Below are 26,185 nucleotides of genomic sequence, written 5' to 3'. Positions count from 1 at the left end.
CGATGGACCACCGCCTTTGGCTGGCGCGTTTCCTTTGAACTCATCGGCGGCATCAGCCTGGGTATTGCCGCTCTGGTCTGGTTCGTGGTTCGAGACCGCCCCGAAGCCAAGGGCTGGGAACCTCTGACAGCTTCATCGCTGGTCCCCCAGGAAACACAAAATCCGGCTGCGGCCATCTCCCTTCGACAAGGCATCGGGCACGTGCTCCGATCCCCTCAGTTTTGGCTGTTTTCCCTCTGGTCTTTTGTCAACTACGGCATTTTCTTTGGCTTCGGTGCTCTGTGGAGCGGGCCTTATTTGATGCATGTTTACGGCATGAGTCGGGAACAGGCCGGATCCGTCCTGAGCCTCATCGCCTGGGGCACGATTTTTGGCAGCCCTGCCTTGGGATTTCTTTCCGACCGCGTCTTCGGCAGCCGCAAGAAACCGCTCATCGGCTGTGCTTTGGCCATGACGGTGGAACTGGGGTTTCTACGGATCTTTCCTTCAGGCCTTCCCACCTGGGCGCTGATGCTCTTTTTCTTGCTTTTTTCCATCAGCTCTTCATCCACGGTGGTCATCGCCTTTACGGCCGTCAAAGAACTCTTTCCCATCGAAATCGCCGGCACCGCCTTGGGTTCTCTCAACCTCTTTCCCTTTCTCGGAGGCGCCGTGGCCATGCCGCTGCTCGGCCGTCTACTGGACCGCCATGCCAGCACCTCCACGGCCTTCGGCTATCCTCCGGAGGCTTACACTGCGCTTCTATCCTGCCTTTTCTTTTCGTCTCTGCTGGTGCTCGGTTGCACGATGTTCGTCCGCGAAACCTACAAAAACTGAAGGCGGCGCGTTTTTGAGGGGGCGCTCTCAGCCGTTCCGTGCCCACGAGCCTGTTCACGAGCGGCGCTAAAAGGTGCTTTGGGATGGCATGTTTTGCAATCTCGAAGCCTTTTCTGCAAGATCGCACCCCATGAAGGTCGCCGTCGAGACAGTTTAAACCCTTTGTTGAGGATGCACCGTTCAGTCCAGGGAAGGCACTTGCATTCCGTCGCGGTTGGACACCCAAAGAACGCGATGCGTAAGAACAGGCCAACGGTTTTTTTCCTTGACTCAACGGCCGAAATTAGGTAAATGGGCCTTCGGTGAGCGATCAGGTGCCTGCCAAGGGCTTAAAAGGGAACCCCGTGAAAATCGGGGGCGGTCCCGCCGCTGTGACCCGTGCCGCCTTGTAAAGCCGAGCGGAACTTCGATGAGCAAAAGGCCACTGCCGCCACAAAGCGGTGGGAAGGCATCATCGAGGAAGGGGAGCCAGAAGACCTGCCTGATGCGCTGAGGTGACCGCACGGGCCATGCGGCATATCGCCTCATGTGAGGGATAAAAAACTGGGAGTCATCCCCCAAAGCCTTTATGAAGGGCCTTGGGGGATTTTTTTTACCCGATGCGGCGTGGTCGTCGGTCATTCATAGCTTGCGGACAACACACAAAGGAGGAGTCCATGCGCGTATCGGGGTTTTTGGCTGCGTGGTTTTTTTTGTCCATGTTCCTTTTAGTGGGACCTTCAGCGTATGCCCTAGATAATGCCTCCAAACTGGAAGAAATTGTCGTTACGGCAACTCGAACGGAGAAAGAAGTCGAAGGAGCCCCGGGCGCCGTTTCTGTCGTAACACAGGCGGAATTCTCTTATCGGAACGTGCAAAAACCAGATGACATCGTCGTCGAGCTACCGGGAGTGACCGTTCTTCGGTACCCGAACAGTATGGGCGCGCGCATTACTCTTCGAGGCTTTCCTGACCAAAAGAGAACGCTAGTGCTGCTGGACGGCATCACCTTGAACGACCCTTATTCGGGGGCCGTCTTGTTTGACGGGTTTTATCCCGAGGATCTGGACAGAGTCGAAGTGGTCAGAGGCCCCCTCTCGAATCTCTACGGCGGATACGCTATGGGTGGTGTCGTCCATTTTATAACCCGAATGCCGGAAAAACGAGAAATCACGGCAAAGGCCGGGTACGGATCAGGCTTTGAAAGCGGCGATGCTTACGATGACCTTTCAAGGTTTTATTTCAGCTACGGAGACAAGCTTGGGGAGCAATTCTCGTTTCTTGTTCGATACGCTTTTCAGGAATCCAACGGCTACCCTACGGCTTTTAACGTGACCACCAAACCGCCCCCTTCGGAAATTACCGGGTGGCAAAAAACAAAGACTCGCACGGGTGATCCAGCCTATCTCCTGGGAGATCTTGGGGACAACACACAGTGGAACGACGGTATCCTCGGCAAAATCCAATATCGGCTCACTCCCGAAACAATTTTTGGTTTTTCTTTTACGCGAAGCCGCACGGAATACGATTATGACACACCGCATACGTATCTTCGAGACTCCCTCGGAAATCCCGTTTGGTCCTACAAGGGGCGCCCGGAAAACACTTTTCTACCGGGAGGTGGCGGTAAGGTTTGCAATACGTATGCCTTCAATGTGGAATCGCCTCTTGTTGGGGAGTTGAAGACCAAGGCGCACGTGAGCTTTATGGACACAGAAAAAAGCTGGTATGTGAACACCTTTTCCGGAGCGACGCGGTCCGGAGGAGCGGGATCGGTCAGCGACACACCAAGCAGCAACTTTTTGGCGGATATTCAGTTCACGTTCCCCTTCACCCATGCGCCTGTTCCAGGTCTTGAACAGCACTTCGTGACCTTTGGCGGTGCCTTCAACAGAGCTTACGCCCACAGCACAGAAAAAAACCTTCCCAATTGGAAGAAAGAAGAACAAACCACCAGCCTGCGCTACGAATCCAAAGGAAAAGATCGCGGATGGGCCCTATTCTTCCAGGATGAAATTCCCTTGGGAAGCAAGGTGGTGGCTTACGTGGGAGCCCGCTACGACAACTGGCAGACTTTTGACGGCTTTGTCCTTGACATTGACTCAAAGACCGGAAACCCCAAGGACGGCTTCCCTAAAAAGTACGGTACACGATCTCATGGGACCTTATCACCTAAGGGCGCTTTGGTCTATCAACCCTTTCCTCAAACAACGCTTCGAAGCACTGTGGGAAAGTCCTTTCGCCCTCCGACAGTCTACGATCTCTACCGCACCTGGGTGGCCTCTTCAGGCATCACCTATGCTGCCAATCCTGAACTCAAACCGGAAACGGCTTTGTCCTGGGACCTGGGATGGCGACAAGAGCTATGGAACGGCGCCGCCTTTTCGATCACTTATTTTGAAAATTACCTTAAAGACATGATTTACCGAAAGACGGTCAGCCCCACTCTTCAAGAGCACGTCAATGTCGGCAAAGCGGAGTCCCGTGGCGTCGAGGCCGAAATCGAGCAAAAAATGAGCGCATGGTTGACCCTTTATGGAAACCTCACTTACACGGATTCTGAGGTTACCAAGAATGAAGCCAAACCGGAAAGCGAAGGAAAGCGGCTCAACAACCTCCCGCTTTGGCAAGGCAACGTGGGGGCACGAGCGACGAAAGGTCCGGTTCGGGCCTCCGTATCGGGACGTTATGTGGGCAAGCGTTACAACTACGACACGAATGCCGACAAGCAGAATCACGTCTATGGCTCCTACGATCCCTTTTGGGTCACCGATGTCAAAGTGGATTACGCCCTCAGGCCTTGGGCTACGGTTTCCTTAGCGGTCGATAACCTTTTTGATCGCGATTATTACTTATACTACAAAGCCCCAGGGCGCTCTTTTTACATGGAACTCACGATGAAATTCTAAGTCGGAGGAAATGAGATAGCCCTGCGGCCGAGACGGCCCTTGCTGTGGGCGGGCCTCATCGCTCTCATGATAGCGCACAGCCCTGGGGCGGCAACCATCACCGTGCCGGCCAAGCTCGGACGCAGCGTGCACGTGGCCCTGCCCGTGCAGAGAGCGGCGTTAGTAGCCACCGAAGAGCTGATCCGCGCTTTGAATCTTTGGGATCAGGTTGTGAGCGTTTCCCGATGGGCACAGGAAGGATGCGACATTGTCAAAGCCTGGGTGGAACGATACCGGCATCTCAAAAAGCCTGCCGTCGGACAGGGCACGGACGTCAACCTGATAGCCGTCCTGGGCGTTCGCCCTCAGCTGATGATCACCTGTGGGGGTGTATCCTTCCTCTGTTCGATTTCTTGAGAACGAGGGATTCCCACCATCGCCGTCCAGCCTGAAAGCCTTGGCGAACTCCATGAGACCATTCGCCTCCATGGAAAGCTCTTCGGCAAGGAACAGCGCGCTGAGGAAGTCTTAGCGGAAACGGATCGCGTTTTTACCCTGGTCCACAACCATCTTCAACAGTGTGCTGAGGGAGGGGATAAGCCTGTTATTCCAAGTTTGTCAGCCTTGGAGGCTCAAAAGGGGGTTTTCTTTGATCATGCTTATCTAACCATCTTGGAAAACAGATTCATCCCGCCAGCGAGCGGGAAACCTTTCAGTGGTTTCACCAAAGAAGCGCCCTTGAGGAGGTCATGGGCATTGAGCCCAAGCATGTGTCCCTTTCCAGTCTGTACCGGACCTGCGATCGACTGGTTGCCGAAAAGGAAGCCATTGAGCAGTCTTTGGTGCAAAAGGAAAGGGAGCTCTTCGGCCTGGGAGAAAAGATCATTCTTTACGATCTCACCAACACCTACTTTGAGGGCAATCCCTGTGCCCCAGAAGCCCAGCAAGGGGCTTCCAAGGAAAAACGCACCGATCGGCCTCTGGTGACCTTGGCCATGATCTTGGACGAGGAGGGATTTCCTAAAACCAGCAAGGTCTAGCCCGGAAATGTCTCGGAACCCAGCACCTTGGAATCTATCTTAGAGGAATCAAGAAATACGAAAGGGTCTTGGAACGCATCGCCCGTCTGAAGGAAAAGTGCCATCTTGTGGCCCGAACTGGACAACTCTACGAACACATCTCAGCGGCCAGGTCCGTGTCACCACCAGCATGATCAACGACAAGGGGCAAGTTATCCATCTTCGGCACACCTCAGAGCCCGACCCGGTTCACCTAGAAATTTACAATGCTCTCGCCGTCTGGCCTCGGCCCCTCAAAAGGCTGATGTCCATCAAGTGAAAAATTTGTAGTGAAGAACCGAAAATGCCCTTCCTACAGTATCAATACCTTACGCAAACAACAGACAAACTTGGGTTATGGTCACCTGGATGCCTCCGACGACAGTCAAGGGAAAACGGAGCATTATGCATGAAATCATGACGCGCTTGGGGGCGGTCAACCACGCCAAAAACATGGACGTCCGGACAATGGACGTGCCCTTCGAACGCATACTCGAATGGCGACCCGAGTTGATTTTAACGGGGGGATACGCGCATTACGGGCCTGAGTGGTTTCTCCAGCGACCACAGTGGCATGCCATTCCTGCCGTTCGCCATCGCCACGTTTACAAGCTTCCCACTTGGTCTACGGCATCACCGCGCGTCGCCTCGATGTCCCTCTTCATGGCCATGAAGATTTAGCCGTCGGCATTTGAGAATGTGAACTTTGAGAACGAAGTGGATGCCTTTTATCGAAAGGTTTTCGGCATTTCCCTTCAAGAAATGGGGACCAGGGCGCCGTGAGCTCTGAAAGGTTGTTCAAAAGCCTGTGCCGATTTTTCGCTTTTCTTGACAGAGAAATTGTTATAGTATATTTAAAATTCAATGGAGCCAAGAAGGCCGTCCAAGGAGGAAGGACCCTCTTTGGACGGCTTTTTTTTGACATTGGAGCACCCGTGAAAAACTTCAAGATCATGGTTTTGCTCTTCTCTCCGTTTCTCGTAGCGTGGGTCTCCATCTTTTTCGGGGCCTACGCAATGACTCCTGTCACGGTGCTCAAAGTCATTTTGAATCATTTTGTATCTATTGATCATTATGGAGATATACCTGAAAGGGCTATTATCGTGGATGTACGCCTTCCGCGCGTCATACTGGCCGGAGTCGTTGGGGCAGCCCTTTCGGGGTCGGGAACCGTCCTTCAGGGTATATTTCGTAACCCTCTTGTCGATCCCTTTATTTTGGGCATTTCTGCAGGTGCCGCTTTCGGCTGTGCTTTAAGCGTTGGTTTTCTCAGCGCCCTTCCCGTGCAGATCATGGCTTTTGCCTTTGCTTCCCTGGCTGTCTTGCTCGCCTATGTGACCGCTCGCACTCAAGGTGAAGTGTCCCGTTTGCCCCTTATTCTCTCTGGGGTGATTGTCTCGGCTTTCTTCACCGCGTTGGTGTCCATTGTGAAATTTGTTGTGGACCCGTACAAACTGCAAAGCATCGTCTACTGGCTCATGGGCAGTTTCTCTCTGGCTGACTGGAAGATGGTGCGCATTGCCGCCTCGGGTATTGCCATCGGTCTGACCCCCGTTGTTATCATGCGCTGGCGGCTCAACCTCATAAGTATGGGCGACGAGGAAGCCAAGGCGCTTGGCGTCAACATTCAACGAGATCGCCTTGTGTTTGTTTCCTGCACCACCCTCGCTGCAGCAACAGCCGTCTCCGTGTGTGGCATCATCGGGTGGGTGGGACTCATGGTCCCCCACCTCGTCCGCACCCTCGTCGGCCCGGATCATCGGATCCTGCTGCCTCTCAGCTTAACCGCCGGAGCCTCCTTTATGATTGCCGCGGACACGGTGGCCAGAACTTTGAGCTCCATTGACATCCCTGTGGGAATCATCACGGCCCTCACTGGTGCACCCTTTTTTATTTATCTTGTCAAAAAAGGAGTACGGGAGGCATGGGGCAAATGACTTTGGAGGTTCGAAATCTTTGCTTTCGACACAAGAACGCCAAAGAAGATGTTCTAAAAAATGTGAGCTTTTGTGCGGACGTCGGGCGAGTGACGGTCATTCTGGGTCCCAACGGGTCGGGAAAATCCACCCTTTTCAAATGCAGCATCGGGCTGTGGTCGGCGTCCCGCGGTGATGTCCTCACTGGAGGCGTAGACGCAAGAAAATTTTCAATCCAGGAACGGGCCAAAATTTTTTCCTTTGTACCGCAGGAACACGAGCCTCCCTTTCCCTACCGCGTCTTCGATGTCGTGCTCATGGGGCGCGCGCCTCGCATCGGCTTTTTGTCCTCCCCCCAAAAAAGAGACTACGATAAGGCCCGAGAGGCCATCAACTCCGTCGGCATCGGGCCCCTTGCAGACAGGCCCTACACGAAGATCAGCGGTGGAGAGCGACAACTGACCCTCATCGCGAGGGCGCTGGCGCAGGAAGCCCCCATCCTGGTGATGGATGAACCCACATCTCACTTAGATTTTCGAAACCAAATCGATGTGCTGTCGAAAATTCGGGCCATCGCTCGTCATAAAAATCTGACGATTTTGGTCACGCTTCATGATCCCAATATGGCAGCCCTTTTCGCGGACCATGCCGTGGTCCTCAAAGAGGGATCGGTCATTTGCTCCGGCTCGCCCCGCCGGATCATCAATGAGGAATTGATCCGCGAAGTTTATGGTGTCGAGGCCAAGACGATATCTGTCAACGGACACAGAGTCCTCTGCCCAGTGATCAAGGAGGACAGCCTATGAAAACGATCGGCATTCTTTGGCAGTCTCATTACAACTTACTGGTTCAAGCAGCTCCCAACGTGGCCGACTGGGTGGATGTGGAGCTGCACTCCGCCCGTGTGCTAGACAAAAACCCGGAACGGCTGCAGCAGGTTTTAGAGGCTGTGGCCGAAGCGGATTTGGTTTTACTTTACCGTTCCGCCGAATCTTTTTGGGACGTGGTGGATCAGCGGCTGGCCAAAGGGTTTCGTGGACACGTGGTCTACCTGAGTCACGACCCCGCCCACTGGACACTATCCACAGTCGACCCAGAGATTGTCAGTCGGGTCCATAAATATTTCGTCATCAACGGCCTCGACAATCTCATTCACATGTTGAGATTTTTGATGGCTGAAGTGTTGGGCATTCCTGTGGCCTACGACCAGCCCAAACCGGTTCCCTGGGAAGGCATCTACCATCCACGGGCTGGAAAAGTGTTCTGCGACATGGAGTCCTTTGTGTCATGGTATGACGCCTGTTGGGGAAATGGGCCCTCTAGAGGAACCGTCGGTATCCTTTTCTCTCGTCATCATTGGATTACTGGTGTCACGACCGTCGAAGATGCTCTCATTGACGAACTGGAACGCCGATCTTTGCGGGTTATTCCGGTTTTTGCTTATTCGGTCAAAGACGACTCACTGGGCAACAAAGGCAGCGGCGATGTGGTTCTCGAATGGTTTACAACCCATGACGGAAGGTCGCGCATCGACGCCATGGTGAAACTCACCCCTTTTTTTCTCGCTTCACGGCGAGATCACGCCCAGGTAGATCCGCTTCGCTCTCAAGTGGCGGCGGACAGCGTCGAGATTTTAAAAAAACTCAATGTTCCCTGTTTTTCGCCGGTGACTTCCTACTACAAGACCACGGAAGAATGGGAACATGAAGAATTGAATCTCGACATCGGTTGGGCCGTTGCGCTTCCTGAATTTGAGGGCGTCATTGAGCCGATCATCGTCGCCGCGCAAAAGGAAGGGGAGCAGGACATTCGAGAGCGCGAACCCATTGTGGATCGAGTGAAGAAATTGGCTGACCGCATTGAGCGATGGGTTGCCCTGGGTCGAGTTCCCCCGCACGAGCGCCGTGTCGCCTTTATCCTCCACAACAACCCATGTGCCTCGGTCGAAGCGACCGTGGGCGCCGCCGCGCATTTGGATACCTTGCAATCTGTCGCCGAGTTGCTCCACAAGATGCGCCACAGCGGCTATGGCGTCGAAGCCCCCGAAAACGGCAAGGCGCTGATTCATGACATTATGGCGAAAAAAGCCATTTCTGAATTTCGATGGACGACGGTTGAGGAGATTGTGGCCAAAGGAGGAGCACTGGCCTTTGTGGACACGGACACTTATTTGAATTGGTTTGATCAACTTCCGGAAAAGACGCAGCGACGCATGGTGGAAGCCTGGGGACATCCACCTGGTGAATGGAAAGAAGGTATTCCTCCGGCCATGGTCTACAACGGTGCCATGGTCATCACAGGGCTTCGTTACGGGAATGCGGTGGTGTGCGTACAACCTAAGCGCGGCTGTGCCGGGGCCCGTTGCGACGGCCAGGTCTGCAAGATTCTGCACGATCCGGACGTGCCACCCCCTCATCAATACCTGGCCACCTACTGGTGGCTATCGCGAGTTTTTCAAGCCCATGTTCTCGTTCACGTGGGAACCCATGGGAATTTGGAATTTCTGCCAGGAAAAGGCGTCGGCCTGTCCGCGGCCTGTTTTCCCGATATGGCCATTGATTCTGTGCCACACCTCTACATTTACAATGCGGACAACCCGCCGGAGGGCACCATAGCGAAACGTCGTTCCTACGCCACGCTGGTGGATCATATGCAAACGGTGATGACGGCCAGTGGGCTCTACGAAACGCTGAGCGAACTCGATCGTCTGCTGACCGAATACGAAGAAGTTCGAACGAAAGACAAGGGGCGGGCCCACGCGCTTCAACACGTCATTTTGCAGGAAGTGCGCCGATGCCATTTGGATAAAGAGATCCGAGTTCCAGTGGGAAACCGAAGGCGGCCTCTGCACGAACTCAGCCATGAAGAAATCCATGGGATTCCTTTTGAAGACGTGGTGCGTGCCACTCACGAAAAACTCTCGCTGATTCGTAACACGCAGATCCAGGACGGCATGCATGTTTTCGGGCGACGGCCGGAAGGGGAACGCCGTGTGGATTTTATCTATTCCATCCTGCGCTATGACGCTGTCGGCGATGTCTCGCTTCGCCGCGAAGTGGCCAAAAGGCTCGGCTTCGATCTTGCGGCGCTTGTCCAAAATCCGGCCCAAGTGGATGAGCACACTGGCAAATCCTATGGAAAGGTCCTTGAAGAAGTGGACCAAATCTCGAAAACGGTCATTCGATCCATACTGCAGGAACACCACAACGCGGCCGCGCATAGGCAGTCGATGACGGTCACGGTTTCATTTGCACAGGAGGATTAAACCATGGATCTGGACAAGTTCATCGACTGGAATGATCCCGTGTGGCAACACATCCGCCATCGAATCCTCGAAATCAACGAGCGCATTGAGGCTTCACAGGAAACCGAAGCGCTGTTGGAAGGCATGTCGGCCCGATATATTCCCGCGGGCCCCTCAGGGCTGATTACGAGAGGCCGCGACGACATTCTCCCTTCGGGAAGGAATTTCTATTCCATGGATCCTTATCGGGTCCCCTCCAAAGCAGCTTGGGAGGTGGGCCGAAAGCTCGCCGATGCTCTTCTCGACAAACATCTTCGAGAAGAGGGTCGCTTTCCGGAAAACGTGGCCATCTTTTGGATGTGCAACGACATCATGTGGGCCGACGGTGAAGGCTTAGCCCAAATGCTCTCCCTGATGGGTGTTCGACCTCTTTGGCTGTCCAACGGCCGAATCAAAGGTTTTGAAATTCTTCCTCTGACGGATCTTGGCCGTCCACGCGTGGACGTGACGGTGCGGGTTTCCGGCATCACTCGCGATAATTTTCCTAACTGCATCGAACTTCTGGACGAGGCGATTCAAGCGGTCGCGGCTTTAAACGAACCCGAAGAAATGAACTTCGTCCGCAAACATGCTCTCGAAGCCGTTCGTGCCAATGATGAAAATTGGCGAGATGCCACCTTGCGCATTTTTTGTTCCATGCCAGGCACTTACCAAGCCGGTACTCAACTGGCTGTTTACGCATCAGCTTGGAAAAACGAAAAAGACCTTGCTGATGTTTTCTTGTATTGGAACGGCTATGCTTATGGCAAAGGTATTTGGGGCAAAGAAAAACATAGGCAGTTTGGCCGCATACTTAAAAGTGTCGATGTATCCTACAACAAAGTGGTCAGCGACGAATATGATCTTTTCGGTTGTTGTTGCTATTTCGGAACCCACGGCGGCATGACGGCTGCGGCCAGGCACCTTTCAGGCCGGGATGTGAAAACCTACTACGGCGACACTCGAGAAGGAAGCCACGTGGAAGTTCGGGACTTAGCGGATGAGATTCGGCGCGTGGTGCGGACAAAACTCCTAAACCCTCGCTGGATTGAAGGAATGAAACGCCACGGCTACAAAGGTGCAGGGGACATTTCCAAGCGAGTTGGCAGAATCTACGGTTGGGAAGCCACGACGCAAGAGGTGGACGATTGGATTTTCGATGATATCGCAAAAACCTTTCTCATGGACGAAGAAAACAAAAGGTTTTTCGAGGAACACAACCCCTGGGCTCTGGAGGAAATCGGCAGAAGGCTGCTTGAGGCCAGCGAACGAGGGCTGTGGAACCCTGCCGATGACGTTCGCCATCAACTCAAGGCCATCTATCTCGAAATCGAAAGTTGGTTGGAAGAGCGCATGGGGGATGTGCGAGGGGAGTTTCAGGGCGGCTCCATCGATGTGGTGACTCAAGAAGAAGTGGACTTTTGGAAGCGTAAGATGGCCGCCGTCCTCGGGAACATGGCCTCATGACCATGAGTTCGCTGAGTCTATCGGGTCTGATTTCCAAAACCTTTTTCTTGACGGCTCCCGTGCTTCTTATCATGGCAATTGGTCTTGCCGCTTCGGAGATTCTTTGGGAAATGGGGCTGTTGCGGCGCCTTGGGACCGTCGGAAAACCGCTCAGCCGCTTCGCCCGCCTTCCTGAAACCTGCGCGGTGGCGGTCATCACAAGCCTCATTTCGCCGACGGCGGCCAACACCATGCTCCAAAGCCTACGTGAAAACAAAATTCTTACAGATCGCCAAACCTATTTGGCTTCCTTGCTCAATGGAGCCATCGTGCCGGTTAAGGAAGTCTTCACGTATCAGTTGCCTGTGGTCCTTCCCGCCCTTGGTGCGCAGGTCGGGCTTGTCTATATCGGCACCCTGTGGCTCGGCGCTCTCGTGCTCTTTCTGTTTGTGATCGTCTGTGGGCGCCTCATGCTGTCACGCTCAGATAATGGGCATGCAGCGGTCCAACCTGCACCACCAGGCCCCATGTCCCTGCGAAGGGTTCTTTCTAGATGTGTGAAGCGGTTCGGGCGCATTGCGACAATTTTTTTGTCCGTGACCTTATGCGTTTTTGTGCTTATGGACCTTGGAATTTTGGCCCGGCTGGAGCGACTTCTGTCACCTGCCTTTGCGTGGCTTGATTTGTCCCCAATCGTTTTGCCCTCGATTGCCACTTACGTCATTTCTCCACTCGTAGGTACCTCCATGCTAGGGACTCTCGTGCGCAACGATTTGGTAGATCCCCGTGAGGCCATCGTCGCGCTTCTTTTCGGCAGTGTTTTTATGCTGCCCCTGCTTTATATGCGGTTTTACCTTCCACAATGGGTGGCGATCTTTGGATTGCGCCTTGGCGTTCTGCGCGCTCTGACCAGCGCCACCTTGATTATGGCCACGAGATTGGTTGTGCTTGTCTTTTTCCTTTGGTGAGTGGAGGCGCCCATGGGTGTTTTTGACAAAGTGTATCCCTTTACGGCTCTCGTCGGCCAGGAAAAACTCAAAAAGGCCTTGCTTCTTAATGCTGTCAACCCGGCCATTGGAGGCGTGCTCATCCGCGGCGAAAAGGGGACAGCCAAGTCCACGGCTGTGCGGGCCTTAGCCGCCGTTCTGCCGGAAATTCGCGTGATTCGGGATTGTGCTTACGCTTGTGACCCTGAACGACCAGAGGAATGGTGTGAAAGATGCCGAGGTCTCACGCCCCCTGTGCCTGTGGCGCGTCGTCGCATCTCCATCGTGACTTTGCCGCTCAACGCCACCGAAGATTGTGTTGTGGGGGGCATAGATTTTGAGGACGCCATCAAAACCGGCAGGCGTCAATTCCATCCCGGCGTGCTGGCCAAGGCGCATCGTGGCATTCTTTATGTGGACGAAATCAATCTTTTGGACGACTACATCGCCGATCTTATTCTCGATGCCACGGCTTCAGGTTGGAATCGTGTCGAGCGTGAGGGGATATCCTTTGCCCATCCTGCGCGCTTTATGCTCGTCGGCACCATGAACCCTGAAGAGGGTGAATTGCGACCTCAACTTCTGGATCGGTTCGGACTGTGCGTGGAAATCACCGCCGAACAAAGTCTGGAAAGCCGTGTGGAACTCATGGTGCGGCGCGAGTGCTTTGATACGGATCCCGAAGGTTTTTCCGCGGACTTTGAAAAGGAAAACCATGCCTTGGCATGGAGCGTTCTCGCTGCCCGCGAACTGCTTCCAAAGGTGCGGTTGCCTCAGCACTTGCGTTCCTTTATTGCCCAGCTGGCCTCAGAACAGAACGTGGCGGGGCATAGGGCCGACTTGGTCCTGGAACAGGCCGCCAAGGCTTCGGCAGCCCTTGCCAAAAGACTTGTGGTGACGGCGGAAGACATTCGCGATGTGGCTTCGATGGTTTTTCTCCACCGTCGCAGAGAAGCGATGCCGCCTCCCCCGCCACCACCGCCTCAACCGCCCAAGGATTCTGAAGAAGACGAGAAGTCGTCCGAACCCAGCAATCCAAAGGAGCAAGAAAACCAGAAGCCCCAGCCTCCCGAGGATTCCAGGGAAAGTTCCGCTCAACGCCCTGAGGGCCCTGCTGAGGAACCACAGGAAACGGAATCCCAAGAAACGCCCACGACGCCCAATGAAAATGAGATGTCTGCAAACATTGTGGAACGCATTTTCGAAATTGGGGACACCTTTAGAGTAAGACCCCTTACGGCCCCGAAGGATCGCCTCTTTCGCCGAGGCTCAGGGCGTCGCAGTCGAACGCGCACGGGACAAAAACAAGGGCGGTATGTCAAGAGTACCCAGCAAGGAGACGGGCGGGACGTGGCCCTGGACGCGACCTTGCGCGCGGCCGCGCCGCATCAGGTGAAACGTCGGACTGAATTATGCGACTCATCACCTCTGGCGGTTTATTTATCTCCGGAGGACGTTCGGCAGAAAGTGCGGGAAAAACGCATCGGCAATGTCCTCGTGTTTGTGGTGGACGCCAGCGGATCCATGGGAGCTCACGGAAGAATGGCGGCCACCAAAGGGGCTCTCATGTCCTTGCTCGTGGACGCTTATCAGAAAAGGGATCGCGTGGCGTTAATCACCTTTCGCAAAAACGAGGCTGAACTGAAACTGCCGCCCACTTCTTCGGTGGAGTTAGGGGCAAGGCTTTTGCGAGACCTGCCCGTCGGCGGTCGCACACCTCTGTCGGCCGCTCTTGTGAAATCTTATGAGTTGACACGAAACGTGTTGCTGCGGGATCCGACGGCTAAACCCTTGCTCATTCTCGTCACCGACGGCAAGGCGAACGTGCCTCTAGGAAACCGTAAACCCGTGGAAGAAGCCCTTCTTATCGCTGAACGATTGGCTAACGACGGACGCATTCACCCCATTGTCGTCGACACGGAAAAGATGGGCATCGTTCAATTCGGATTGGCAAAAAAACTCGCCGCCGTCATGAACGCCGCTTACTTTCGCATTGAAGATCTCAAAGCCGATACACTCGTGCGCATTGTCAAGGAGGTCATGGAATGAGCTCAGCCAAGTTGTTCCCTTTTGTGGCCATTGTGGGCCAAGAACGCATGAAACTGGCCCTGGTGCTCAATATCATCAACCCGACCTTGTCCGGAGTGCTCATCCGAGGGGAAAAAGGCACCGGCAAATCCACTGCTGTGCGAGCGCTCGCACACATTCTGCCCAAAATCGAGGTCGTGGACGAATGTCCCTTTCAGCTCCCTCAAGGAGATCCTCAAGGGGTGTGTCCCGAATGCCCACGCCTGGATTGCAGCCGCCGGGTGATGGCAGGTGAGCCCGTCCCTACGGTGCAGCGGGAAATCCGCGTTGTGGAACTACCCGTAGGGGCCACGGAAGATCGCGTGGTGGGAACCCTGGATTTGGAGCAGGCTTTGAAGAAAGGCGAAAAACGCGTGGAACCAGGCCTCCTCGCCGCGGCACACCGCAACATTCTCTACGTTGACGAAGTCAACCTTCTCGACGATCACGTGGTGGACGTCCTTCTGGATTCGGCCGCCATGGGCGTCAACACCATCGAACGTGAAGGCGTCAGCTTTTCTCACCCTGCACAATTCACCCTTATTGGAACCATGAATCCGGAAGAAGGCGAACTTCGGCCCCAACTCCTGGATCGTTTCGGACTGTGCGTCCATGTGGAAGGACTTCGCGACGTGGAACGCCGCGTGGAAATTATGGAGCGGCGTGCGGCTTTTGATATAAACCCGGATGGATTCACCGCTCTTTGGGCAGAGGCTTCCCAAAAGCTTGTGGAACGCATCGAAACCGCCCGGACCCTTTACCCTCAAGTCACTGTGGACCGCTCGATCCTGTTCCACATTGCGTCCTATTGTCTAGAAGTGGGGGTTGACGGGCATCGGGCAGACATCATCATGCTAAAAGCTGCCAAGACCAATGCGGCTTATGAGGGCCGAACGTCGGTGGAACGTCAGGATGTGGATATAGCCGCCGAACTCGTCCTTCCTCACCGGCTTCGCCGCCGTCCTTTCATGGACATTATGGAAAGCAGCTCAGAAGTTCAGCGGGGCATTACGGGTACCAAAGGCTAGAAACGACAGCCATTGGAATTGCGCGTGCCTCTTCGGGCGGCCCGGCGTGAAAACCCTTCCATAAAGCCTGTCCAAGAATGGGTTTCCACGGCTGTTCGGCTCGGCGAGGAAGAGCACAGCACCATAGTGACCCCAAACCGGGCCGGGCCGGCAACACGAATTTTGGTCTTGATTCATAGGGCCCGTACAGCACGGCGCAACAATAAATCGCGGCTTGCGCCGCTCCAACAAAAGGCATTTTCGTGCACCCTTTGTTCATGAGAAGCCGTCACGCGGGGCGCGCCGTGAGACGACGGTGATGATTCAAGAGCCAGAGGCCGCAAATTTTCTCGTCACCGCTCAGCAGGGCTTAAACGATGGTTCAAATTAAGATCTCCCAAGGACCTATAGGAAATGCCATAGTAATTTTGATGGAAGGCGTCGATCTCTGCGTCCAGATCCAGGTCGGCGAACATCTCGGGATAGGTTTTTTGGGCCATCCAAAGGGCGGCAAGCGCTAACCGAGGAGACCAGGCCGACCATTTGGGAAGCTTGTAGACGCGGTTTTGACGCACCGCCTCCACATGCTGCCATAAGGGACTGCCGAGAATCTCCTCCTCTCCATATCTGGCATGACCCCAAATAAAAACCACATCGGGTTTCCAGCCAAGGATACGTTCGAGAGGCACATCGACGGTCCTTTGTTTTAGGGACGACGCAGGGTTATCAGCCCCTATCAAGGCGATGACCTCGTTCATAAGGCCCAGGCCGCCCACGACCGTCGTGGGATTTCCATACACATAGACGACTTTACGCCTGGCGCCGGGCGGAATGCGGTCCGTCCGCTCCCGCACCCGACGCAACAAACGCTCCATCCCCGAGAGAACCTCAGCAGCCCTTTGCTCGACACCGAAAAGCCTACCGTGAAGGCGAATCATTTCGAAAAGTTCCTCGAGGCTGTCCGGATAAACGGCAATGATGGGAATGCCCTTTTTCTCGAGAAAATCAATGCCCTTGATTTGCGTGGCCCAGGTCACGACGAGATCGGGGCGTAGCGCCAACATGGTTTCCACATTCATGTCGGCGGCCGTCCCCACGTGCGGGCGCCGCCATTCCGGATGGTTTTCCACGAGGGCGCGGTAGACTTCGCATTCTTGCTCCGCCCAACGAGACACACCGACAATCCGGTCCCAGAGCCTCAAAACCGGAATGAGCTCGTACGTAACGGTCAAGACAGCTCGGGAGACAGGAACGTGGATTTTCACTGTTCGCTGGAATTTATCTGTATACGTTAAAAAACTCTGCTGCCCGTGCCCTATGCCGGGGCTCAACAGCCAGGCTGCGGCCCACAAGACGAGAAAAATGTTTTGACTTCGACACGCCCAAAGCACAGAAAACCTTTCCGAAAAAATCACTAAAATTTTACAGACAACTCTGCGAACCACGAACGGCCTGGCGCCTTGTAATAGCTGTAATAGTCTTCATCAAAGAGGTTGTCCACCAACAGGGACACTTTGGCCCAAGGTTTCACCTGGTATGAAACGGCCACATTGGTGATCCAGTAGGGATCGTAGGAGCCGTACACGTTGTCTTTGCGATCGGCATTGGTATCATCATTGTAACGTTTTCCTACATAATGCTCTTCAATGGAGAAAGTCAAAGGACCTTTAGCGACGCGAGCTCCCAAATTGGTCATCCAGAGCGGCATTTGGGTGAGGCGCTTGCCTTCGGTTGCCGGTTTGGCTTTGTTCTGGGTCACCTCAGAATCCGTATAGGTCACGTTGCCAAAGAACGTGAGCCATTCAAAAAGACGCTGTTCAAGCCCCGCTTCGACTCCACGAGATTCGGCTTTACCGACATTGGCAAGTTCTTGGTAGGTCGAGCTCACCGTCTGTCGGTAGATGAAATCTTTCATGTAGTTCTCAAAATAGGTGACAGAGCCTTTGGCGTTTTTCCAGAGTCTCTGTTCAATGGACAAATCCCAGGAAACCGTTGTTTCCGGCTTTAATGAGGGGTTTCCCGCGTAGGTGACACCCGATGAGGAGGTCCATGTGCGGTAAAGCTCGTAGGGTGTGGGCGGTCGAAAGGCTTTGCCCACGGAAGTGCGAAGGGTCGTGCCGTCTGTCGGTTTATAGACGAGGGCGGCTTTTGGACTTAGGGACGAATGGGAGCGTTCACGATAGGCTTTGGGGTAACCCGGCTTTGGAGTCCATTTATTGGTGTCGTAGTCGACCACGAAACCGTCAAAGGTTTTCCACCAATCCTGGCGGAGGCCCAGATAGGCGGTCACGTTCTCGAGAATGGATATCTCATCTTGAACATACAAACCCCAGAAACGATCTTTTCCTTCGGATTGGTAGCGAAGATTTGTGGTGGAATCTTCGTCACGCCAATCCGTCAGGTTTTTTTCTTTGGTGTTGGACTTTCCGGTCTTGAAGGTCTCGCCCAAGGTTACAGTATGACGACCCCAAAAGGAGCCGCCCGCGATGGAATTAAGGGGAACGGTGAGCTGAAGTTCTTGGGTGAGTGATTCCTGAGGCGTATTGCTGACGTATCCAGGACCGCCAAAGCGTGTGGCTCCTGAAATGGTCGTCACGTACCAGTCTTCATACACCTTCAAGTACGCTACTTTACCCGTGATCTTCAGATCCATGAAGTCTTGGGTCTCAAAGTCGACGCTATAGAGTCCTTGAGCACGCCCCCCGCCTCCAGGAAGAAACCCGGATTCAGATAAACCCTTATAGGACCAGACAGGATTTCCTGACTCATCGCGAAGGAAGGTATGAGGATCATCGTAGTCGTATTCATACCGGTTGTACATGAATGTCATGCCCAATTGTGTTTTCGGTGTCAAAAAGTAAGCCGCTTTGGCCGTAAAACCGTCATCCCACCATGTATTGTCTCCTTTATCGCCCACCAGGTAGGCTTTCTTGTCGTACCTGTCTGTGGTTTCCTTCCAACCGGACACCGACGCAGGCGGGGCTTTGGACGTGAGATTAAGATCCGTCGGATAGCCGTTGGTGTCCTGCCTACCGTAACTGAGGATGAAGCTGAATTTGTCCCACAGCTTATCGCCGTATGATAGGTACAGCCTGGAAAGGTCTTCCATGGCCTCTCCCCCTTGAAAACCGTTTCCATAGCCTGCTTTCACCCATATTTCCCGCTTCTCGGGCATCCTAGTTATGAAATTGACCACGCCGCCCATGGCATACCCGCCATACAAACTGGAAAAAGGACCTCGAACCACTTCGACGCGTTCCAATTCTTCCGGGTAAAATCCGCCGAATTTCACGTTGCCGGTGTACGGATTGTTGAGGGCAATACCGTCCACAAGCACCAGAGTTCGCTTTGGGTCAGGAATGCCGCGCAGACTGATGGAAGAAAGGGTATCCATCAAACCCTTGCCCCGTCGCACATAAACTCCAGGTAAATGACTCAGGGTTTGGTCGAAGGTTTTGGATCCCTTTGCTTCGATCTCCTGAGCCGTGACGACCGAAGCCGACGCTGGAACCTCAGCGGTCGCTTTTTCTGTCCGCGTTGCCGTGACAACGACCTCCTCAAGTACGTTCCAACTAGGTTCTTCAAGAGCCCAGAGGCGTGAGGCACCTAAGCCCAGAAAACCGCCAGCCAGGATCATGACCGCCAAAACAAAACCTTTTGTCAGCCCCATCATGAGACGCCTCCCTCTCGTACCCTTCGAAAAAAAAATGAAAAAGGCCACTGCACGAAGATGCCCTTCGCGCTGTGGCCTTCGCGACCACAATGAGCGTCCACGAGGTGGTTTTGAAATGCCTTTAATGTTAATGTACACAATCCGGTCGCAGGTTGTCAACCCAGTCGGACCACCTAAGTCACCCTGTTCCATCGCAGGCATTTTTGCCCAGCGCATAGGATTGCAAACACTGAGAGGCTTTTGTGGGAGAGTCATTTCGGCTTGACTCCGTTGAGGCCAATGGGCATAAAGAGGCTACCACAGGTGCCTTGAAGGGCCCAAAAGGGAAGCCGGTGCAAATCCGGCGCGGTCCCGCCGCTGTAACCGGGGACGAAACCTGATCAAACAGCCACTGGTGTTTCACGAAACGCCGGGAAGGTGCAGGGAGTAGAAGGATCCGGAAGTCAGAAGACCTGCCTGTGGTCGAAAGCTGTCGCCTCGGCGGCGACTGGGTGATGGCTGTCATGGGGAAACGCACCTCTTTTTCCCGTATGCCAATGGATGAAGAAAAATGGGTGCAATCCTTGGGTCCTTTTCAAGGTCCAAGGATTTTTTTTTGTCCATGGAGCTGCGTGAGGAGATGGTGGCTGCACACTTGCCTAAAGGCGCTTGATGTTTCCTACGGTTCGATACCTCATCCTTTGGCTGACCGAGGGCTGCAACCTTCGGTGCGCCTACTGTTACCGCCCTAACCAAGGGGCGCCCAAGGCCATGAGCCGCGAGGTGGTGGATCAGGCTCTGACATTGGCCGCACGCTCCGGTCGTTTTTTTCATGTTCAGATCAGCGGCGGCGAGCCCACGCTGGAGCCGGATTTGATTGCGTATACCGCTGAAGCGCTGCAGCGGAGAAGGCTTCCGGCCACATTGGCCGTTCAAACCAACGGGACTCGACTTACTTCGGAGTTAATCCATCTTTTTCGACGCTATGCGATTCAAGTGGGCATTAGTTTGGACGGCCCACCGCCGATACAAGAAAATCTTCGGGGCGGTGCGGCGAAGACGGTCGCTGGAATCCGACGTTTAGAAGCGGCGGGAGTTCCTTTTCGCATCACGGCTGTGGTCAGTGAAGCCTCTATAGGCACCCTGGATTTGTTGCCCCTTTTTGTGGGGACGTTTCGGTGGTGCCAGGGAATCGCCCTGGATCTGCTCACCGTCAAAGGGCATGCCCTTCAAGGCCATGTGGCGCCGCCTAAGCACCACAGCCTGCGTGTCGGTCTGCAAAGGTTTTATCGAAGCGTCCTCTTTGTAAACCAGCATCGCCATCAACCCTTGCGACTTCGAGAACTGGACAGACTCCGACGGGCAAAGGCATCGTCCAGCACATCCGTGTTTTGCCCAGCAGCCAAAGGAGAAAGTCTTGCCGTGCGACCAGACGGATCCGTCTTTCCCTGCGGCCAAACATGCGGCGAAAAGGATTGGGCTTGCGGCACCGTGTGGCACCCCGACACCACGCGTTTGCGGCGCCTCTGCGGCCTTGCTCAGCCCCGGGGGGCCGATTGTGCCACGTGTCACATTCGGCGGTTTTGCCCCGGGGAATGTCCCAGTCGATTGATCTATAACACAGCCCACCATGCGTCGCTGGTGTGCACCATGTATCAAACGCTTTGGGAACTATGGGAGAAGCCAAACGGCATTCCGGATGGCTCTAAGGCGCAAAGGGGGAAAGGAGGAGAGAAATGAGTGCCTTGAAAATAGTGTATTTTAGCGCCACCGCCGGGGAAATTCCCAGTTTGAGCCGTGCCGTGACGCGCTATCTAGCTCAAGGCGGCTTGGTGTCCGTGACAGCCCGCACGCGAAGCCAACTTTTTGACAACGCTCGCATTGAAGCCTTCGTGCAAGAGGCTTTAAAAGCCCACATGGTTCTCATCACCCTGCATGGAGGAAAAAACTCGTGCCCGGCGTTGGCGTCTCTTCTCGAGGCCATGCAAGAGCGCCGAGCTCAGGGCTTGACTAGGCCTTATTTACACATTCAGCCTATGGGCGGGGATGAAGAAGCGGTCCTCCTTGCGCACGAACATGCCGATGGGCTTGAAAACGGCGTCTGGAACACCATCAATAATTATATTCTTTTTGGAGGAGTGGAAAACTTTTTACACTTGCTTCATTTCATTCACGACGTCATTAATGGAACCGAATCGTCGGTCCTCCCTCCACGGAAAATCCCATCAGAAGGCATTTATCATCCCGACTTTCCCTACATCCCTTCTTTGGAAGAATATGTGTCCAGGAAAATTGATCCTCGAAAGCCTACTTTAGGTATCTGGTTTTACCAGACCTATTGGGTGAATGGCGACCTGACTTACATCGACGCGCTCATTAGAGAAGCGGAACACCAAGGCGCCAATGTTCTGGCCCTCTTTCACGTTCGCTATCCCAATAAAACCCTGAAAAATATGAGCGTGCATGACCTTGTGGCCCGCTACTTCATGGATGGCCGCCGTTCTCGCATCGATGTGCTGCTGAACCCAATGATGTTTTCCCTGGTCATGGCTCAAAAGGATTATCGCGATATTCTGCCTCGATTGAATGTGCCTTTTCTTCAGGCCATCACCATGTACACCCCCTATGCTCGGTGGCACGAGAGCCCACAGGGTCTTTCCACGATGGAGGTTTCTTATTCCGCCGCCCAGCCGGAATTTGACGGCGCTCTGATCAATGTGCCCATCGCCAGCCGTGAAGAAAACGAACACGATCCCGTCACAGGAGCTTTATTGGCCAAGCTCGTTCCTATTCCAGATCGAGTGAAGAGGTTGATTTCCTTGGCTTTGAACTGGGCGCGATTGCGGCGCACACCCAATAGAGAAAAGAAAGTGGCCATCATCTTTCATCAATACCCGCCACGCAACGATCGCATTGGTGTCGCCGCCGGGTTGGACAGTTTCGCCAGTGTCAAACACCTATTGGACCGATTGGTCGAACGCGGTTATCAGGTGGAAAAAACCTATGAGAGCGGCCAAGCCATGGCGGAAGAGCTTTTGGCCCGAATGACCTACGATCGGCGTTGGCAAGGACCGGATCAACTGGCAGAGCGTGCGCAAATCCATGCCGATCCTGAACATTACCAGGCCTGGCATGCGGCACTGCCGAAAAAGGTTTCCCAAAAAATGACCGCCGATTGGGGACCCGTGCCTGGAGATCTCTTCGTGCACAATGGGCGGCTGCATTTTGCCGGCACCATCAACGGCAATTTTTTCATCACCATGCAACCGCCTCGGGGTTTTTACGAAAATACCTCCGCCATCATTCACGACCCACACCTGTCGCCGCCGCACCTGTACTTAATGAAATACCGCTGGATAAAGGAAGTTTTTAAAGCGCACGCGGTCATTCACGTGGGCAAACACGGCTCTTTGGAATGGCTGCCTGGAAAAGCCCTCGGTTTGTCCCAAGAATGTTACCCAGATTTGGCTATTATGGATCTGCCCAACATTTACCCCTATATCATCAATGATCCCAGTGAGGGAACTCAGGCCAAAAGGCGCAGCTATTGCGGCATCGTCGACCATTTGCCTCCGGCTTTCACCAATGCCGACTTGTATGAAGATTTGGCCAAGCTGGACAATTTACTCAGGGACTACGCCGAGGCCGAGCGTGAAGATCCGAGTAAACTGGAGATTCTACGCAGCCAGATTTTGGAGGCTGTCAAGGAAGCGGATTTAGACAAGGATCTGAATATCGAGCTTGCCAAAGCTCAGGCCGATTTCCCCGCGTTTCTTCAACATCTTCACGCTTACTTGGCCGAAGTCGCAGACACTATGATCACCGACGGCCTTCATACGCTAGGATTAGCTCCGCAAGGGGAACAGTTGGTGGAGTTCTTGGTGCAGCTCACCCGGCTGCCCAACGGTCACGTGCCGTCCCTTAGGGAGGCTGTCGCTGCTGTTTTGGGTTTTCACTACGACGAGCTGGCCACGCACAAAGGACAATGTCTTTCTCATTTTGGAGGGCGAACCGGTGGGCAGATCATTCGGCAGATTCATGAGCTGTGTGTGGAGTTGGTGCGCCGCATGGCCGCAGCCGATTTTCATGCCGATCCCAGGGACGTGGCCATGGCTGTCCTTGGACGTTCCCATAACCAGTTGGAAGCCGTTCTGGAATACATCGCCAAAGACCTGGTGCCTCGAATTCGCGAAACGACAGCCGAAATCGAGTCCATCGTAAAGGCCCTGGAGGGCGGATTTCTGCGTCCCGGACCGTCGGGGGCTCCAACCCGCGGTCAAGCGGAGATTCTGCCGACAGGCCGCAATTTTTACTCTGTGGACCCCCAAAAAATTCCCAGTCCGGCAGCCTGGGAAACAGGCAAAAGGCTAGGCGATGCGCTCATCCAACGATGCCTCAGGGAAACGGGCGCCTATCCGGAAAGTGTGGGCATCATTTTGTGGGGCGGATCCACCATGCGCACCAAAGGTGATGATCTTGCGGAAATTCTGTACCTCATGGGGGTGCGGCCGGTGTGGCACAAAGGCAGCGGCAACGTTGAGGGCGTCGAAGTCATTCCTCTTGAAGAACTTAGACGGCCCCGAATCGACGTTGTCGTGCGCATCTCCGGATTTTTCAGGGATTGTTTTCCAAACCTGATCGAACTTATGGATCAAGCCGTGCACATGGTGGCATCATTAAAAGAAAATCCGGATTCCAATTTTATTCTGCGCCATGTGTGGCGTGATGTGGAACAATACGAGCAAGAAGGCAAGAGCCACAATGAGGCCTGGAGGGAGTCCACTTTTCGTGTCTTTGGCTGCCCCCCGGGCACCTACGGCGCCGGCGTCGCCGAATTGATCGAATCCAAAACATGGAACACCCGGCAGGATCTCGCCGAAAATTACATACGATACTCCGCTCATGCCTACGGTACGGGAAGCTATGGTGCGGCCAAGGCATCCATTTTCAAGCGCCTTTTGAGCCGAATGGACGTGACGGTGAAAAACGAGGACTCACGCGAATACGATTTGCTTTCCTGTACCGACTACTACAACTATTACGGTGGACTGATTGTTGCGGCGACAAACATTCGAGGCTCAGCCCCTTTGGCACTGGTCGGCGACAGCAGCGACCCAAAACGGGTGATTGTGCGCACGACCTTCGAGGAAGCCAAGCACATCTTTCGGTCTCGCATTCTGAATCCAAAGTGGATTGAAGGCTTGAAACGCCACGGGTACAAGGGCGCGGGGGATCTGTCCAAAGTGATGGATATTCTCTTGGGCTGGGATGCCACGGCCGAGCTGATCGACGACTATATGTATGAACGGTTTGCGGCAAAGTACGCTCTGGATCCCGAGATGCAACGATGGCTCAAAGAGGTTAACCCTTATGCGTTGCAAAATATTTTGGACAAACTACTGGAGGCCGTAGAGCGAGGGCTGTGGCACGCTCCACCTGAGCTGGTCGAGCAATTGCAGGAAGCCTACTTGGAAACGGAAGCACTCATCGAAGAAACCACAGCCGAGCCGTAGCGGAAAGCTTTCCCTGAACTCTCGATCCACAAATTCTGCTGCAAAAGAGGTCAAAGCTCAAAAAAACCTCTTCGGCGGACGCCATCCGCCTCATCGAAAACGCTGTGGAGGCCGCCTTTAAGGGCAGGGCCCTGCCGCGGAAAGAGCCTGGGCCTCGAGATTCCGTCGTGCTGATGGGGCCCATTGTGACCTGTGGGGATTCAGGGCGGTGAGCAGGTTGCGATACGCGCCGTCACCCGAGAGCACAGAAGCGACCATGCTCCCGGTAACTGGAGCGAGAAAGATGCCTTTGGTGGCATGCCCGGCGGCCACCACCACGTTGTGAGGTCGGTGCAGACGGCCGATGCAAGGCAAGCCGTCGGGAGTGCACGGACGAAAGCCGCGCCAGATTTCTTTCACGTGAAGCGATCCCAGGCCCGGCAAGATTCTCATAAGGTCACGCTCCATGGCGTCGATGCGTCGAGCGGACAGCCGATCGTCCAGGCCGCACAGTTCCAAAACACCCGCAAGCCGAAGAGCATCGGCAAAGGGGGTCACGGCCACGCGCGCTTCTTCCAAAAGCAAGGGCAGGGAAGGCGTCTCGGCGGGTTTTTCATAAGTGATGCTGAATCCTTTGGCCGCTTCCACGGGCAAGCGGCACCCAAGCATGGCGGCCAGACGCCCTGTCCAGGCCCCTGCAGCCAACACAAATTGATCGGCTTTCACGGACCCCTTTGTGGTCTTAAGGGCCGTAACAGCATGGCCTGCCCAAGAAGCACCGTACACTTCCGTCTCTTCCAAGATGCGCCCACCGGACTGACGCACTTGGGACGCCAGCCATGTGATGAAAGCCATGGGGTTGAGCCGTCCGTCGGGCTTTTGCAGCACGCCGCCGATAATGGAAGACCCGACGGCGGGCACCCATTCTCGAACCTCTCGCGCATTCAGAACCTGAGCCGGTCGGCCGACCCGCGACAGTTCTTCCGCATCCATCGCCGCCGCCTTCAAGGCCTTGTGGGTTTCATAGAGGCACAAAAGGCCGTCCCGAGCGTATTCGTAAGCCGAATCGGCGACTCGGGCCAAGGCGTCGTGAAGTTCCAAGCTTCGGTCCGCCAATGCCCTGTAAATCCCAACGGCGTAGCGCCCATGGGCCGCGGTGCTGTGGCGCACAAAACGTCCCAACCAGACCAAGCGTTGGGGATCCGGCGAGAACCCGATGGAAAAGGGGCCCGTCGGGTTGAGGAGATGGCGCAGACCTTCTTTCACATTGGCCGCAGAACACAAAGGCTGCAGATGGCTCGGCACGATGAGACCCGCGTTGCCATAAGAACTTCCCGTGGGCAACCGTCCCTTTTCCAGAACGCTCACCGCCGCTCCGGCGCGCGTCAGCTCATAGGCGCTCATGAGCCCAATTACGCCGCCTCCCACAATGACCACATCCGGTTTGTGCGTCTCCATCGTCTTGTCCCTCCTCACGCCGGCGTGCCTTGTGCCGCATGCCTCCGCGCTAAAGTTCCTAAAATATACTGCCAGCTTCATGGGCACATGTCGATACCGTCCCCATGGGCCGAGGTCATGCTCACGGCCTCGTTTGG

General features: G+C 54.6%; 15 protein-coding genes, 1 pseudogene and 2 riboswitches. Of the genes and pseudogenes, 13 read left to right on the top strand and 3 right to left on the bottom strand.

What is annotated here, in order from left to right; genetic code table 11:
- From ACUVSA_RS10375 to ACUVSA_RS10325, 11 genes and pseudogenes are all read left to right on the top strand, one after another.
- A partial coding sequence (locus ACUVSA_RS10375) for an MFS transporter (RefSeq protein ID WP_445894751.1) occupies positions 1-816 on the top strand: 816 nt, incomplete at its 5' end.
- A 296-nt stretch (positions 817-1,112) separates the two neighbouring features.
- A riboswitch (cobalamin riboswitch) is annotated at positions 1,113-1,315 on the top strand.
- 157 nt (positions 1,316-1,472) lie between these two features.
- On the top strand, positions 1,473-3,704 hold the full coding sequence (locus ACUVSA_RS10370) for a TonB-dependent receptor (RefSeq protein ID WP_445894750.1): 2,232 nt from the start codon (positions 1,473-1,475) through the stop codon (positions 3,702-3,704).
- A 39-nt stretch (positions 3,705-3,743) separates the two neighbouring features.
- Complete coding sequence (locus tag ACUVSA_RS10365; RefSeq protein ID WP_445894749.1) at positions 3,744-4,100, top strand: hypothetical protein; 357 nt, start codon at positions 3,744-3,746, stop codon at positions 4,098-4,100.
- Between the two features lie 332 nt (positions 4,101-4,432).
- Positions 4,433-4,723 (top strand): hypothetical protein, encoded by a 291-nt coding sequence (locus tag ACUVSA_RS10360; protein ID WP_445894748.1) that lies wholly within the window; start codon positions 4,433-4,435, stop codon positions 4,721-4,723.
- Positions 4,724-5,098: 375 nt separating this feature from the next.
- Positions 5,099-5,422 (top strand): ABC transporter substrate-binding protein, encoded by a 324-nt coding sequence (locus ACUVSA_RS10355; RefSeq protein WP_445894747.1) that lies wholly within the window; start codon positions 5,099-5,101, stop codon positions 5,420-5,422.
- Positions 5,423-5,694: 272 nt separating this feature from the next.
- Positions 5,695-6,678 carry a FecCD family ABC transporter permease gene (locus ACUVSA_RS10350; RefSeq protein WP_445894746.1) on the top strand — a complete coding sequence of 328 codons (984 nt, stop codon included), beginning with the start codon at positions 5,695-5,697 and terminating at the stop codon, positions 6,676-6,678.
- Complete coding sequence (locus tag ACUVSA_RS10345) at positions 6,666-7,463, top strand: ABC transporter ATP-binding protein (protein WP_445894745.1); 798 nt, start codon at positions 6,666-6,668, stop codon at positions 7,461-7,463. The genes ACUVSA_RS10350 and ACUVSA_RS10345 overlap by 13 nt, the downstream gene beginning before the upstream one ends.
- Positions 7,460-11,407, top strand: a pseudogene (gene cobN, locus ACUVSA_RS10340) (cobaltochelatase subunit CobN). The gene ACUVSA_RS10345 and the pseudogene cobN (ACUVSA_RS10340) overlap by 4 nt, the downstream one beginning before the upstream one ends.
- Positions 11,408-11,478: 71 nt before the next feature.
- Positions 11,479-12,354, top strand: a complete 876-nt coding sequence (locus ACUVSA_RS10335; RefSeq protein ID WP_445894744.1) for a nucleoside recognition protein — start codon at positions 11,479-11,481, stop codon at positions 12,352-12,354.
- Between the two features lie 12 nt (positions 12,355-12,366).
- The gene (locus tag ACUVSA_RS10330) at positions 12,367-14,421 is read left to right on the top strand and encodes a putative cobaltochelatase (RefSeq protein WP_445894743.1); all 2,055 of its coding nucleotides are present in this window, start codon (positions 12,367-12,369) and stop codon (positions 14,419-14,421) included.
- Complete coding sequence (locus ACUVSA_RS10325; RefSeq protein ID WP_445894742.1) at positions 14,418-15,467, top strand: ATP-binding protein; 1,050 nt, start codon at positions 14,418-14,420, stop codon at positions 15,465-15,467. Before ACUVSA_RS10330 ends, ACUVSA_RS10325 begins: the two co-directional genes overlap by 4 nt.
- Before the next feature lie 332 nt (positions 15,468-15,799).
- On the opposite strand, the gene ACUVSA_RS10320 is transcribed toward ACUVSA_RS10325, so the two are convergent.
- Positions 15,800-16,891, bottom strand: coding sequence for an ABC transporter substrate-binding protein (locus tag ACUVSA_RS10320; protein WP_445894741.1), 1,092 nt, complete (start codon positions 16,889-16,891; stop codon positions 15,800-15,802).
- Positions 16,861-19,119: a TonB-dependent receptor gene (locus ACUVSA_RS10315; RefSeq protein WP_445894740.1), complete on the bottom strand. Its 2,259-nt coding sequence runs from the start codon at positions 19,117-19,119 to the stop codon at positions 16,861-16,863. Before ACUVSA_RS10315 ends, ACUVSA_RS10320 begins: the two co-directional genes overlap by 31 nt.
- 284 nt (positions 19,120-19,403) lie before the next feature.
- Positions 19,404-19,593: riboswitch (cobalamin riboswitch) on the top strand.
- A 177-nt stretch (positions 19,594-19,770) separates the two neighbouring features.
- On the opposite strand from ACUVSA_RS10315, the gene ACUVSA_RS10310 reads away from it, so the two are divergent.
- Together ACUVSA_RS10310 and cobN (ACUVSA_RS10305) are read left to right on the top strand one after the other, a co-directional pair.
- A complete protein-coding gene (locus tag ACUVSA_RS10310) occupies positions 19,771-20,838 on the top strand; it encodes a radical SAM protein (RefSeq protein WP_445894739.1) in 1,068 nt (355 codons plus the stop codon).
- Positions 20,835-24,611, top strand: a complete 3,777-nt coding sequence (gene cobN, locus ACUVSA_RS10305) for a cobaltochelatase subunit CobN (protein ID WP_445894738.1) — start codon at positions 20,835-20,837, stop codon at positions 24,609-24,611. Before ACUVSA_RS10310 ends, cobN (ACUVSA_RS10305) begins: the two co-directional genes overlap by 4 nt.
- Positions 24,612-24,728: 117 nt before the next feature.
- On the opposite strand, the gene ACUVSA_RS10300 is transcribed toward cobN (ACUVSA_RS10305), so the two are convergent.
- A complete protein-coding gene (locus ACUVSA_RS10300) occupies positions 24,729-26,048 on the bottom strand; it encodes an NAD(P)/FAD-dependent oxidoreductase (RefSeq protein ID WP_445894737.1) in 1,320 nt (439 codons plus the stop codon).
- Between the last annotated feature and the right edge of the window lie 137 nt (positions 26,049-26,185).

This window comes from Desulfosoma sp. (assembly GCF_052743555.1).
This window is presented reverse-complemented; position numbering and strand designations above follow the sequence as displayed.